The organism is Salinivibrio sp. MA440, assembly GCF_001996265.1.
GTDB lineage: Bacteria > Pseudomonadota > Gammaproteobacteria > Enterobacterales > Vibrionaceae > Salinivibrio > Salinivibrio costicola.
Map to the genome: position 1 here is coordinate 1 of NZ_MUFI01000067.1, position 12,273 is coordinate 12,273.

A 12,273-nucleotide genomic window follows, 5' to 3' on the forward strand; every position below is an offset into this window, starting at 1 on the left:
AAAAATAACGGTTTCATTAAATGTGATAAAATGTTTGACACGATCACCAAAGCTCTCAAAACAAACGTTTGCATAGTTCAAAAAAGCATCGATTGTTTTTCTATTTAACCACCCTCCGTCTTTTTCCAAACAGAGAGGAAGGTCCCAGTGATAGAGCGTTACAAAAGGAACTATTCCATATTTTAAACACTCATCAATGATATTGTTATAAAACTCAATACCTTTAGGATTTATAGCGCCTACACCATCAGGAATAATTCTTGCCCAAGAAATAGAGAAACGGTAAGACTCAAGCCCCATCTCAGCCATTAACTTAATATCTTCTTTGTAACGATGATAGTGATCAATCGCCACTTCACCCGTTGTTCCTTCAAAGGTTTTTCCCGGGATTTTTACAAACTCATCCCAGTTAGTCGGCCCTTTACCGTCGACATCCGTTGCCCCTTCGATTTGATAAGAAGCCGTCGCGGCGCCAAAAAGAAAATCATGTGCAAATTTCATAAAAACATCTTTTTATACTAGAGGCTTAGTCGAATCGCGCACAAATAACTCACCCACAACAATCTCTGGTCTTATAGTTACTTGATCCTCGATAAGTTGTTGGGCAACTTCCATCGCTCTTTCCGTAATACGTTCGATAGGGATATCAACTGTCGTAAGCTGTGGTACAACAAACTCAGTCATTTTTTCATTATCGATACTCACGATTGATACATCTGAAGGTACACCAATGCCTTTCTCTCGACAGGCACGTAAAATACCAATAGCAATATCATCACTCGCTGCGACAATGGCACTGAAACGCCAATTGTTGGGAATTTGTTCCAGCGCTTGTTCATAGGCTGCTTTTACATCAAAGCCACACACCAAATGCTGTGTTTCCACAGAAAAGGGCTGCTTCTCAGTAATCGCTTTAAAAGCCTCTAACCGAACTTGGGTCGTCCTTGTTGTTGGACAAGGCCCAAAATACGCAATGTGTCGATGACCAATGCTCATAAGATGGGTCGCCGCCGATTCTATCGCGCGCTTTTGATCAAATGCAATTGAATAACCTGCCGATTCTGGAAGCTCTTGCCCAACGTGAATCAAAGGCGTGGATATTTCATGATTAAGCTCGATAAGTTGTTGCGCCGTCAGCTGACGGCTGTAAAGCACAATCACATCACACTTTTGTTCAACCAGGGAGCTCACTGCTTGTAATTCAAACTCAGCTTGGTTTTTTCCATCCGCAATAATCAGCTGCTTGCCCATTCTAGTAGCACTGGCAGATGCTTGCTTTAATAAACTACCAAAGTAGCTGCCATCAAAGTCCGATAGCACTAGGCCAATACTGTTGCCGCTACTCGCAGCTAATGTTTGAGCCAAGCTACTGGGTCGATAGTTCAATTGTTTAATAGCTGCTTCAACTTTTACTCGGGTACTCTCTTTGACCTGTCCAGTCTTATTGATAACACGAGACACTGTCGCCTTAGATACACCGGCAGCCTTGCAAACATCTTTAATCGTGGCCATTCGTACCTCTAAAGGTGAGAGGGAGTTTCCCTCGAAACTACAAACTTTCGGATTTTCAGTATTGTAACATTAATTACACAGAATCCAGTTTGCGATGGATAGCAATTAATTCTTCAACCAATTCTCTGGCTAACATGCTGGTCATAATATGATCCTGGGCATGCACCATCACCAAATTCACGGGCACCTTTCCTTCGCCCTGATCGAGCCCAATCAGCTGAGTCTGTACATCATGTGCTTGCTTCGAGGCGACAGACGACTGAGACAGGTATTCGTCAACCGCGTTCCAGTCACTCGCTTTCGCGGCTCTCAACGCCTCCATTGCGAAAGACTTTGCTGAGCCTGCATTGATGATGAGCTCCATCACCGTTGATTCTTGGTCAAAATCTGCTAGTGGTGTCATTAGTTTTCCTCCCCTTGGGCTTCTTGTGCTAAAAGCTGTTTTTCATAAACTTTAAAAAATGGATAATAGATGGCGGTTGCGACAAGCATGAGGACAACAACTAATATAGAAGAGCTAATTGCCCAACCTGCTGCCCATGCCGCGCCAACCGGAGCAGGTGCAGTCCAAGGCACCACTGAAATCACAGCACCTACAATTCCCGTTTTGACACAAAAGTACGCAATCGTGGCGTTAACCAGTGGGGCTGTAATAAACGGAATAAAGAAGGTGGGATTCATAATCAAAGGGGTGCCAAATATCACAGGCTCATTGATATTGAAGAGCGAAGGTACAACACTGATTTTCCCGATTGTCTTTAGGTGAGCAGCACGGCTACGCATAAACAAAAAGACCAGGCCTAATGTCGCACCAGAGCCGCCAAGCACGATAAAGAAACTCCAAAAACCCTCTACAAATACATGAGGAATTTGAGCACCAGCAGCAAGCGCAGTTTGATTGGCAGACAGGTTGGTGAGCCAAAAAGCTTGCAACATACCGCCGACAATAGCAGCACCATGAATGCCTGCAAACCACAATACATGTGTAAGTAGCACGGCCAAAAGAATAGCTGGCAACGAGTCAGCAGCACTGACCAGAGGTTTGAATGCCGTCATGATAGCTTCAGGGATGATCATGCCGGTCTGACTTTCAATATATAAATTGAGAGGATATATAGTCAGTACAACCAGTAGTATCGGAATCAACAAATCAAAAGACTGTTTGATTTTACCAGGCACTTGCTCAGGCATTTTGATGCCTATGTTTTTCCTTTGGAGGAAATACATCAGCTCTGTACTATAAAGAGACACAAGAATTGCCGTAAAAATACCTGTACCGCCTAAATATCCCGCAGGCAGTCCTCCTTCAGTCAGTGGCGCAGCTACCAATAGGAAGGACATCAACGACAGCATCGCTGGCATGAATGGCTCCATACTGTAACTTTGCGCCAAGTTATAAGAGATGGCGGCGGTGATATAGACAGACATAATGCCCATCGTCATATTAAATGGTGTGAGTAGTTGCCCTTGATATCGCTCAGCAAGCTGCAACCATACTTGAGCAATGGCCCAGTTTGAATCCGCTGCAAACGGAGGGAAGGCAAATATGAGTAGAAATGAGCCCACAATCATAAATGGCATCGCAGAGATAAATCCATCTCTCATCGCCATAATATGGCGCTGAGACGCTGCCTTACCGGCAACAGGCGTTACTCTATTCTCAATAAACCCAAACACATTATCCGTTAATGTCGTCATTATGAGCCCCCTAACCTAGCTCTACTAACGTATCGTTGAGGATTTTTTCACCATTCATCATTCCATAATCCATGGAGTTAATGACTTTTACTTTTTTGTCTTGTTTAGCTGCGCTTGCGGAAAAATCTGCCTCTTTATATTTCACTTGTGGTCCCAGTAAGCAGATATCGAACTTGGGAAGCATATTTTCAAACTCATCCAAACCAACTGCTTGAATATCAGCTTCTATGCCTTGGCTCTTCGCCGCCTGTTCCATTTTCTTGACCACCATGCTGGTTGACATTCCCGCTGCACAACAAAGAAGAATTTTTACCATTTTCATACCTCTTGACATTCAAGTTACTTAACCAATAGCCCTAATCTATCCAAAAAAGAAACCGGTTTCAGTAACCGGTTTCAAAGTTGAAGGCGAGGATCACAAAAACCGGTTACATCAAGCGAGTCATTGTGGTTTTGATCACATTGCCGGGAGGCTCTGTATGGGTTGTACGAAGAATTCGGAACGAGTAGATATAGGGAGAGAGGATGAGGTAAAACAACTATGCACTGACGCTATACATTAAACCGATAGCGCCGCGGTTTCGGTTATTTCTAGGCATAAGTAACGCACGAATTCTGGGTTCAATTGCAAGTAATAATCAATACGCTGAATCGCACTCTCTCGGTTATACTCAACCGCAGAAATATTCACCGACACACGCGGAATGACATTTCCCAACAGACCACTATGTGTAACTACTTGGCGGCTTTTTCGAGTACAAGCGCCGTTAGGTCTTCGCAAGAAGCCTTGCTTTTCTTCGAGAGGAATAAATGTACCAGATTGCACCACCATAGGTTTTCTGGGTCCATCTCGCCAAAACTTCTAAGCCAGTTAGCTAGCCCGACGCCAAGCGATATTGCGGTTGAAAGACAATCTCAACCTCTTTGTTATTGATTTCGACTCCGAGTACGGAAACGAGGACCTACACTTTTGAGCTTGTTCGGTTAAATGAATATCATGATAAATTAAGGTGTCTTTGCGTTTTTTAGTCTCATTAAGAGCGATCATAGCTGCAGTCATCAAGGTGATGGCATCCAAGGCGAGTTCGCGAATATTTTTTAACCAAAGAAGAATCGGTTTAACGATCACTTCTGGCTGTGGTCATATAGGCCGATTCTAAAATGGTTCGGGATAGATACCGTGGACATCGATACATGTAAAGACTACTTCAGCGCCGTTGATGATAATCACTAGAGTGTCAAGATAACCTACCCGCTATTCGGCCTGCTTTTTGCTTCATTGTGCGCGGTGATTGCGGGGTCGAAAGGATGGTACGAGATTCAAGAATACATCCCTAAACACCTTCTCTAATGAAAGCGCTAAAATAGCTTAAAACAGGATCAAATACAGAATATTCGCATTTGCATTCGACCCTTGTCACTTCAGATTAGTTACTGACACGAACCACAACAGAAGTTTTTACCGTGCTCTGACGCTGCTGCCTGTTTTTCAGCAAAAAGTATGTTGTTCTCCAGGTGAATATGCTCGTGCAAATCATCCTGTAACTCTTTTAAACCATTGTACAGAGCTGTCCAAGTACCACATGCGCCTTCCGGTAGTGTCAGATTGTTGGTTAACCGATTAATTTTCACCAACTCGGCTTCGTGCTGCACGTGTTCTTCTTCCATGACAGAAATAGGACCACTTGGATACACACCGCGCGACAGCATTGGGAAAAGAATTTGTTCTTCTTTCATCATATGACTTTCCAATTCCTGTAACATAGCGTCCAGATGCTCCGCTAAACCGCGTGGTGCGAGTTCGTGGTCACCATGCACGTCTTCCACTTTCATTGCCAGTTGCTTAAGTTCTGGTAATTGCTCACGATGGCGTTGATGGAAACGTAAATAAATGTGCTCGATTAATTCCTGCGCTGTTGCTTGTTGCCATTTGGCTTCGCTATCCGCCAACCTTTGCTGTAAATCACTCATGCTAAACTCCTTAACTTAATCCGCAACTCCAGGAACTACTCCCGGATGAAACATGAATTCCTAAGTAACAGTGCAACAAGTGCGCCAACTTCTATCCAATTGTAATTATTGACATTCAGAAACCCCACGGTAGTATCAACCCTAACAATTAGGGTAGTTTTTACCAATATAGTGGATTTAACTATGCTACAAGAAAGTGTTTTAGCCGATTTGTTAACAGAGCAACCTACAGCTGTACGACTGCAGAATCTCGTCAGTACGTTGCGACGTCATTTTAACTGCGGCGCAGTCGCACTATTGAAACTCGAGAACGAAGTACTACAACCTATTGCCGTCAAGGGACTCGTGCGCGAAGCTTTGGGCCGTCGCTTTGTGTTAGCGCAGCATCCACGTTTAGCGGTCCTAATATCGTCACGTTCAGCCGTTCGTTTCGAACATGACTCAGCTCTTCCTGATCCGTACGATGGTTTAATGGCTAACCAACCAGGCGAGGCATTGCCCGTACATGACTGCATGGGCATTAGTTTGTATTTGGAAAGCAAATGCTGGGGCGTACTGACACTCGACGCGTTAGAGCCTGGGACATTCACTGACGATTCTATTATTGAATTACAAAAATTTAGCTTATTTGTAGAAACCGCCATTCGCATTGGTCAGTTAGAGCAGAACGTCCGTGCACTGCGGCAAGGGCAAAAGCAATCAGTCGAACACAGCAGTACCTCCGACGCCAATGAGTCAGAAATTATTGGTGAAAGCAAAGCCATTCATGCGGTCTTAAAAGAGCTTCGGATCGTAGCCGGTGCCGATTTGCCCGTATTGCTACTGGGCGAAACCGGGGTCGGTAAAGAACTATTCGCGCGGGAATTACACCGACTGTCGCAACGCAGCGGCAAGCCGTTGATATACGTAAACTGTGCCGCATTACCCGAGTCCTTAGCGGAAAGTGAACTCTTTGGTCACGTAAAAGGCGCTTTCTCCGGCGCAAGCAGTGATCGATCCGGGCGTTTCGACGCGGCTAATGGTGGCACCCTGTTTTTAGATGAAGTTGGCGAGTTACCGCTTTCCATACAAGCCAAACTACTACGCGTACTGCAAAACGGTGAAATTCAACGCCTCGGCTCAGACAAATACCGCAAAGTGGATGTACGCATTATTGCCGCGACCAATCGAAACCTTAAACAGCAAGTCAGTAACGAAACCTTCCGTGCCGACTTGTACCATCGCCTGTCCGTGTATCCACTGCCGATACCACCACTACGTGAACGTGATGACGATGTTTCCATTCTGGCCGGTCATTTTTTGGAGCTGAACCGGGCTCGGCTAGGCTTGCGCGCCATTCGCTTGTCGCCCGAAGCTGAGTTGGCAATTCAACAGTATCAGTGGCCAGGTAACGTTCGCGAACTGGAGCATGTCATTAGTCGGGCCGCCATTAAACTATTGAGCCATGGCATCGACAAAAATGACATTGCCAGCATTGAGCCTAAAGTGCTCGACTTAGACGTGCGATTGCCTTCGGTGGCAGACTCGGGTACTCAAAGCAATGACGCGAACTTACCGACCCAGAGTTTGTCGATGAAAGAAGCGGTACAATATACACAGCGTAAAATGATAGAAGCGGCACTTAAGCGTAACGATGACAGTTGGAGTAGAGCTGCTAAAGAGCTCAAGCTCGACTCCAGTAATTTACATAAAATGGCCGCCCGATTAGGAATGAAGTAATGACCCGAGCGCTTTTAATGAAAATACTATGGCGCTCTTTGGCCGCATTCTTTGTTTTACTGGGGGTTATTGGCATTGCCCTGCCGGTTATGCCCACCGTACCGTTTCTTATTGCCGCGTTATGGGCGGCCAGTAAAGGCTGGCCCCGCCTAGAAACCTGGTTGGTCAACCATCCAAAATACGGACCAGATATTCGGGCCTGGCGCGATAACCGAGTAGTGAAGCGCCGCTCTAAAGTCATTGCACTGGTGATAATGGCCAGTGGTTGCGCCATTTTATGGTTATTCGTGCCACAAGTGCCGGTTTGGCTAAAGATAATTGTCGGCGTGGTATTGGTCACTGTGGGTGCTTGGCTAGCCAGTCGCCCTGAGTCCGTACCTGCACCGTCAGAGAAGTCGTTATGAATAAAACCCTGCCCACTGAGCTGACATTGGTCAATGACGATACTATTGACCGCCACAACCTTCAGCGTCAGGTACGATTTTCAGAGCACTGGATCGGTGAATTAAAAGTCGAAGCGGTTAAGCACCGCTTAGCATAGCTTAATAGCGAAAAACGCATTCAAACGATTAATACGCGAGTTGAGGAAGGCACGCTGGAGCTATTAGTCAGCGCTGAAACCCTGGTTGTCGATTACTGCGATAATTTGGAAACACGCAACGCTGTGAATAAAACCTGTCTGCTACACAAAACGCCCTTGGTATCGGGTTCTGCCATTAGCGTTGAAGGACAAGTAACCAGTTTTTCAATGCAAAATGAGAGCGCGTGTTATGGGTGCTTAAGTCAGTTTTTTGGCGAGCAGCTACCGAAGCCGGAGTGTTGTCGCCGCTAATGGGCGTTATTGGTACGATCCAAGCCGTAGAGCCATAAAAATAGCGGCCAACATAGATCAGCCGCTTTATTCATCATTGTTACTCTTTGACGTATTGCACAGCGAATAGCAGCGGATGAATCTACTAAAGCACCCTAACTGCTCTCACTGCTCCAACGCTTAGCCCGGGTTACCGTCCGCTCGCGGCGTGATCAATACTTTGAAGTAAACGACCACGTAAATGCTGTACGCAATAGCCCAGGCTAACGTACTCAGCATTAACCACTGGCTAGTCAGTTCTGGCATAAACCAAATAAGGAATACGCGAGTCACTGCCGCAATAGCTACCAATAAAAATGCGCCCCACATAATAGGTTTAGTCTGAAGCGGGCGTCCGCTATGCCCTAACGACACCCGAGCTATCATGCTTAAAATCATGTTACCCATAGCGCCAGCGGTCAGTGCGTGCATGGCTACACTCTGAGTAATTTCAATACCGGCATAGCGCAGTGCAAATAACGCTAAACCGATGGGAATGAACCAGTAAGCAATATGCAGCGACCACAACAGCGGCACCCGCCAGGTTATCCAAATTTTCCAACGCACAACACGGACGGCTGTTGTGATGGCACAAAAGGCGAACAACACAACCATAACCTGACTAGGCAACCGCATATGCAGGTTAAAAAAGTGCACCGCGAATATTAGCCATAAGCTGCCTAGCGCCATTTTATCCAGCCAGGGCAATGCCTGAACTTTCTTTGTCATGGTGCCGTTGGCCGTAAACATTGGCAGAACACGCCCGCCGATAATGGCCATTAGCAACGTCACTAGGAATACAGCGTTATAAGCTCCCAGTACTTGGATGTTGTAATGACCAAAATGTAACCCGTAGTGCATCAATAGATTACACACCGTTAATAACAGCAGAATGGGGACAAAAAACAGGTTTCTGGTTTGGTTAATTTTTAGCACCATTATGCCAAACAAGAATGCAGCAACAGGCAGAACACTGACGTCCACCGCCGCCACAAGCCACCACGGCAAGTTTTCACCAAACAACAATAATAATCGTGCCGCACTCCATAGCACCGTCACCACTAGCAAGGTATTACCATGCGGCGCGCGCAGTCCCGTCCAGTTCTGCACTGCAGTGAGCAAAAAGCCCAGCACAATGGCAACTACAAAACCGAAAATCATTTCATGGCTGTGCCAGAACATAATATTTCCGTACACCGGCAAGCTCACCTTCCCCGCCAGCGCAAAGCCCCAAAGCAGAATTGCCACAGCACTGAATAGTGCGCCTAGCAAGAACAGAGGACGAAATGCTTGTCTGAGTATCGGCGTTATGTGATCTTCTTTCTCTCGGTTTGTGATCTGCATCATAGTCACCTGAACACTTTAAAGATGTATTTATCATATATGTTTTAAACGTAAAAAAATAGCGTTCTAACGCCGAAAATAAGTTAGTATCCTTAGTTGATTTGCCAGTTTATCGTGTTCGCGAAACCACCTCTAAAAGAATAGCTAACTGCTAAAAAACAATCTTTGCGCTTTGATTTTGCTATGCCTATTTTTGGGTAGCGTTAACTTTGCAAAGTGAATATAGATGACTGATAATAAAGCATTTTATCGAAACTCACAGTAAAGTTTAGGTGTCTGACTTAAACGGATATAACTGGAGGTCTTCGATGCCCCCTATCAGCAACAGGTGGCCAACGCAATTACTCGCTGGTGTTATCAACACTGGCGTCTACACTCTGTTTTACGGTTTGAACCATCTTTCCAAGTATCAGCATTCAGGTTAAGGAATACTTTAATCTAATCGATACTCAATTTGGCTTGCGCATGGCAACCCAAGGCGAGCACATGAGTGTTCATTTATCAATCATCGCCGATATGTCTGCGGCTAAAACCTTCTCTAAAAAGCTGAGGTTGTTGATCTGGTGATACCAATCAACAACTCACACCGCATTCTTTTTGGCTCATACACCAGAAATCACTGTAGCTCTTATTTTTTAGGACGGAAGGGTTTAATCACCGTTTCGTTACACTCCAAATAAGGGCCTTCCATAAGGTCAATGCAATAAGGCACTGCCGGAAATACCGCGTCTAAGCACTGACGAATGGCTTTTGGCTTACCAGGTAAGTTGATAATTAGCGATGAGCCGCGTAAACCCGCAGTTTGGCGAGAGAGAATGGCGGTTGGTACGTACTTTAACGACTCTTGTCGCATCAGCTCCCCAAAGCCCGGCATCATGCGGTCGCAAACTGCCTCAGTTGCCTCGGGAGTGACATCGCGTTTAGCCGGGCCAGTACCACCGGTGGTCACCACCAGACAACAGCCTTCTTTGTCGACTAAGTCTTTTATGGTCTGTTCAATCAGCGATTGTTCATCTTCAATAACCCGATACACCGGCTGCCACGAAGACGTTAAGTAGTCATTTAATGTCTCTTCAATAGCCGGACCTGAGACATCCTCATATTGCCCTCGACTGGCGCGGTCGCTGACCGTAATAACACCAATACGTGCGATATCGTCTGACATAATTGCCCTTTTGTCTCTTAATTCCGTGTATTTATGCCGTCAGTAACCCGGCAAGCTGTAACCAATAGCCGTTACTTTCTTTGCTGCCCAATTTTACGGGATGATCGCCATCAACATTGTTACGGAAACGATCTAGCCAGTCAAAAGTGCCTTGTGGTTGCGGACTAATACGGACGATATCCACTAACCCCTGCATACTCGGAAGTTGGTTTATCAGGTTATAACGAGTCCCCGATTGGGTTTGAATGCCGTTAAGTACAAACACTTGCTGTCCTTCCTGGCTTTTCACTTCACGCCCTTCGGGGTACTTGATGCAGCACAGCTCACACTGATCTTTCGGGCGGTTTTCAGATCGCGCAGTAAAACAGCGACCCGACCAGGCAAGCGGCATATGCCCAAACGAGAATACCTCAACATCGAAGCAGTCACGCACGCTTTCAATGACCTTTTGCTGCAAAATATCCTGCAACCAGTCACGCGACAGCTCAAAAGGTGCTACCCAACGGTTCATGCCCATATCAATTAAACGACGCAGGCTTTGGTGATTGTAGATGTTAATGGCCGGCCCAGCAGTGAAGTTCAGTCCTTGCTCCTGTAACAGACTAATAGCGCTGACATCGTTGGCTTCGACCTCAAATTCGCCGTTGTCACAATATTTACCCAGCTCCCGCAACTCGGCCGGGGCTTCCAGCAACGTCATAGTTGATAGCGTCACTTTCTTACCGGCTTCCCTGAGCATGTGTGCAATTTCAAGGTAATCGTCAAGCTTAAGCTCGCGGCGTTTACTACACACGATTTCACCCAAATACACATGCTCGACGTTAGAGTCAGCGGCTTCGCGGTAAAAATCCATGACTTGTTTTTTTGGCCAAAAGTAAAGAATCGGCCCTAGAGAAAATTTCATATCATTACTTCCATTTCCGATGATACGCACCGAGCGTGGTTTGACTACCCTCTGAGAGCGATGCAAGAACCGAGTTCCAATTGTCAACAACCTCAAAACCATCAGGGTCGGCCATTACGGCATCAATAGCCTGGCGCCAGACTCGGGTAATTTGTGAGACATAGGCAGGACTGCGCTGACGGCCTTCTATTTTGAGTGAGGTAATGCCCTCTTTGTGTAACTGCGGTAGTAGGCTCAAGGTGTTCAAACTCGTGGGCTCTTCCAGAACATTATAGACCTCGTCGTCGACGGAGAAGCGTCCTTTACAGAGCGTCGGATAGCCCGCTTTTTCGTTTTCAGCAAAACGGTCTATCAGCACGCCGTTTAACCGTGACTCCAGTTTGTTGTCTTGCTCGTCCCACTCAACAAAAGCAGCAGGCGAGCAGGCACCCGCGGTATTGGGCGACTCGCCGGTCAGGTATGAGCTTAGGTAGCAACGCCCTTCCGCCATAATGCACAAACTTCCGAACGCAAAAACTTCGAGTTCAACGTCCGTTGTTCGCGCAAGTGCACGGACTTGCTGCATCGATAGTACACGAGGCAGTACCACTCGTTTCACACCGTATTGTTGATAAAAACGAATTGCCTCGGCATTGGTCGCCGACGCCTGCACCGATAAGTGCGTTTCTACTTTCGGGTAGCGTTCGGCGGCATAAGCCAACACAGCCAGATCGGCAATAATCAGTACGTCTGCACCAGCCAGAACGGCATCATCGACCGCCTGGCGCCACTTCTCCCAGCTGTTGGCATGCGCGAACGTGTTGATAGCAACATGCAGCTTTTTACCGTGCCGATGCACATAATCAGCTGCTTCTGACAGCTTCAGTTGGTCCAAATTAAGGCCCACAAAGTGTCTCGCGTTGGTTTCATCTTTCAAACCAACGTAAACCGCATCGGCTCCATTTTCGATAGCCGCTTTTAATGCCGGAATACTTCCAGCCGGGCAAAGCAATTCCATTCAAACCTCTATTTAGTTGTTTTGTGGTGCGCAATTTGTTTATTCATTATAGTATTGATAACATCTTTTTTGTTATTTCACGAGGAGCGAATCATGAGTACCAACAAATGGGT

At 46.2% G+C, this 12,273-nt stretch carries 13 protein-coding genes and 2 pseudogenes; 4 read left to right on the forward strand and 11 right to left on the reverse strand.

All coding sequences use genetic code 11. From position 1 onward, the window contains the following. The 6 genes from BZG80_RS14895 to BZG80_RS14920 all read right to left on the reverse strand — a co-directional run. A partial coding sequence (locus BZG80_RS14895) for a glycoside hydrolase family 1 protein (RefSeq protein ID WP_131827563.1) occupies nucleotides 1-501 on the reverse strand: 501 nt, incomplete at its 3' end. Between the two features lie 12 nt (nucleotides 502-513). Beyond that, the gene (locus BZG80_RS14900) at nucleotides 514-1,512 is read right to left on the reverse strand and encodes a LacI family DNA-binding transcriptional regulator (protein WP_077679708.1); all 999 of its coding nucleotides are present in this window, start codon (nucleotides 1,510-1,512) and stop codon (nucleotides 514-516) included. Between the two features lie 73 nt (nucleotides 1,513-1,585). Further along, nucleotides 1,586-1,915, reverse strand: a complete 330-nt coding sequence (locus BZG80_RS14905) for a PTS lactose/cellobiose transporter subunit IIA (RefSeq protein ID WP_077661458.1) — start codon at nucleotides 1,913-1,915, stop codon at nucleotides 1,586-1,588. After that, nucleotides 1,915-3,210 carry a PTS sugar transporter subunit IIC gene (locus BZG80_RS14910; protein WP_077677396.1) on the reverse strand — a complete coding sequence of 432 codons (1,296 nt, stop codon included), beginning with the start codon at nucleotides 3,208-3,210 and terminating at the stop codon, nucleotides 1,915-1,917. The genes BZG80_RS14905 and BZG80_RS14910 overlap by 1 nt, the downstream gene beginning before the upstream one ends. A 10-nt stretch (nucleotides 3,211-3,220) precedes the next feature. Next, nucleotides 3,221-3,526 carry a PTS sugar transporter subunit IIB gene (locus BZG80_RS14915; RefSeq protein WP_021022536.1) on the reverse strand — a complete coding sequence of 102 codons (306 nt, stop codon included), beginning with the start codon at nucleotides 3,524-3,526 and terminating at the stop codon, nucleotides 3,221-3,223. Nucleotides 3,527-3,769: 243 nt separating this feature from the next. Beyond that, the gene (locus BZG80_RS14920) at nucleotides 3,770-4,042 is read right to left on the reverse strand and encodes a hypothetical protein (RefSeq protein ID WP_077661460.1); all 273 of its coding nucleotides are present in this window, start codon (nucleotides 4,040-4,042) and stop codon (nucleotides 3,770-3,772) included. A 402-nt stretch (nucleotides 4,043-4,444) separates the two neighbouring features. Between BZG80_RS14920 and BZG80_RS16290 the strand changes: the two are divergent. Next, a pseudogene (locus tag BZG80_RS16290) lies at nucleotides 4,445-4,552 on the forward strand (transposase family protein); the annotation flags it as partial. Nucleotides 4,553-4,641: 89 nt separating this feature from the next. Here the strand turns inward: BZG80_RS16290 and BZG80_RS14925 are convergent. Beyond that, entirely contained in the window at nucleotides 4,642-5,181 is a 540-nt protein-coding gene (locus tag BZG80_RS14925) for a hemerythrin domain-containing protein (RefSeq protein WP_077679709.1), read from the reverse strand. 183 nt (nucleotides 5,182-5,364) lie between these two features. Between BZG80_RS14925 and norR the strand changes: the two genes are divergently transcribed. The 3 genes and pseudogenes from norR to BZG80_RS16170 all read left to right on the forward strand — a co-directional run bounded on the left by norR (nucleotide 5,365) and on the right by BZG80_RS16170 (nucleotide 7,732). After that, nucleotides 5,365-6,900 (forward strand): nitric oxide reductase transcriptional regulator NorR, encoded by a 1,536-nt coding sequence (gene norR / locus BZG80_RS14930; protein WP_077661462.1) that lies wholly within the window; start codon nucleotides 5,365-5,367, stop codon nucleotides 6,898-6,900. Beyond that, nucleotides 6,900-7,304 (forward strand): YbaN family protein, encoded by a 405-nt coding sequence (locus BZG80_RS14935; protein ID WP_021022540.1) that lies wholly within the window; start codon nucleotides 6,900-6,902, stop codon nucleotides 7,302-7,304. Before norR ends, BZG80_RS14935 begins: the two co-directional genes overlap by 1 nt. After that, nucleotides 7,301-7,732: pseudogene (locus tag BZG80_RS16170) on the forward strand (ThiF family adenylyltransferase). Before BZG80_RS14935 ends, BZG80_RS16170 begins: the two are co-directional and overlap by 4 nt. A 159-nt stretch (nucleotides 7,733-7,891) precedes the next feature. On the opposite strand, the gene BZG80_RS14950 reads toward BZG80_RS16170, so the two are convergent. From BZG80_RS14950 to ubiU, 4 genes are all read right to left on the reverse strand, one after another. Continuing rightward, nucleotides 7,892-9,094, reverse strand: a complete 1,203-nt coding sequence (locus tag BZG80_RS14950) for an NnrS family protein (RefSeq protein WP_021022542.1) — start codon at nucleotides 9,092-9,094, stop codon at nucleotides 7,892-7,894. 628 nt (nucleotides 9,095-9,722) lie between these two features. After that, the gene (gene mog, locus BZG80_RS14955) at nucleotides 9,723-10,259 is read right to left on the reverse strand and encodes a molybdopterin adenylyltransferase (protein ID WP_021022543.1); all 537 of its coding nucleotides are present in this window, start codon (nucleotides 10,257-10,259) and stop codon (nucleotides 9,723-9,725) included. A gap of 31 nt (nucleotides 10,260-10,290) precedes the next feature. Then, nucleotides 10,291-11,163: a U32 family peptidase gene (locus tag BZG80_RS14960; RefSeq protein WP_077679710.1), complete on the reverse strand. Its 873-nt coding sequence runs from the start codon at nucleotides 11,161-11,163 to the stop codon at nucleotides 10,291-10,293. 4 nt (nucleotides 11,164-11,167) lie between these two features. Continuing rightward, nucleotides 11,168-12,160 carry a ubiquinone anaerobic biosynthesis protein UbiU gene (ubiU, locus tag BZG80_RS14965; protein WP_069363074.1) on the reverse strand — a complete coding sequence of 331 codons (993 nt, stop codon included), beginning with the start codon at nucleotides 12,158-12,160 and terminating at the stop codon, nucleotides 11,168-11,170. Nucleotides 12,161-12,273 lie beyond the last annotated feature (113 nt).

Bases quoted from the DNA above. Each gene is read 5' to 3' on its own strand.
- BZG80_RS14950 (WP_021022542.1), bottom strand. From the start codon at position 9,094: ATGCAGATCACAAACCGAGAGAAAGAAGATCACATAACGCCGATACTC.
- mog (WP_021022543.1), bottom strand. From the start codon at position 10,259: ATGTCAGACGATATCGCACGTATTGGTGTTATTACGGTCAGCGACCGC.
- ubiU (WP_069363074.1), bottom strand. From the start codon at position 12,160: ATGGAATTGCTTTGCCCGGCTGGAAGTATTCCGGCATTAAAAGCGGCT.
- BZG80_RS14910 (WP_077677396.1), bottom strand. From the start codon at position 3,210: ATGACGACATTAACGGATAATGTGTTTGGGTTTATTGAGAATAGAGTA.
- BZG80_RS14915 (WP_021022536.1), bottom strand. From the start codon at position 3,526: ATGGTAAAAATTCTTCTTTGTTGTGCAGCGGGAATGTCAACCAGCATG.
- BZG80_RS14925 (WP_077679709.1), bottom strand. From the start codon at position 5,181: ATGAGTGATTTACAGCAAAGGTTGGCGGATAGCGAAGCCAAATGGCAA.
- BZG80_RS14935 (WP_021022540.1), top strand. From the start codon at position 6,900: ATGACCCGAGCGCTTTTAATGAAAATACTATGGCGCTCTTTGGCCGCA.
- BZG80_RS14900 (WP_077679708.1), bottom strand. From the start codon at position 1,512: ATGGCCACGATTAAAGATGTTTGCAAGGCTGCCGGTGTATCTAAGGCG.
- norR (WP_077661462.1), top strand. From the start codon at position 5,365: ATGCTACAAGAAAGTGTTTTAGCCGATTTGTTAACAGAGCAACCTACA.
- BZG80_RS14920 (WP_077661460.1), bottom strand. From the start codon at position 4,042: ATGGTGGTGCAATCTGGTACATTTATTCCTCTCGAAGAAAAGCAAGGC.
- BZG80_RS14960 (WP_077679710.1), bottom strand. From the start codon at position 11,163: ATGAAATTTTCTCTAGGGCCGATTCTTTACTTTTGGCCAAAAAAACAA.
- BZG80_RS14905 (WP_077661458.1), bottom strand. From the start codon at position 1,915: ATGACACCACTAGCAGATTTTGACCAAGAATCAACGGTGATGGAGCTC.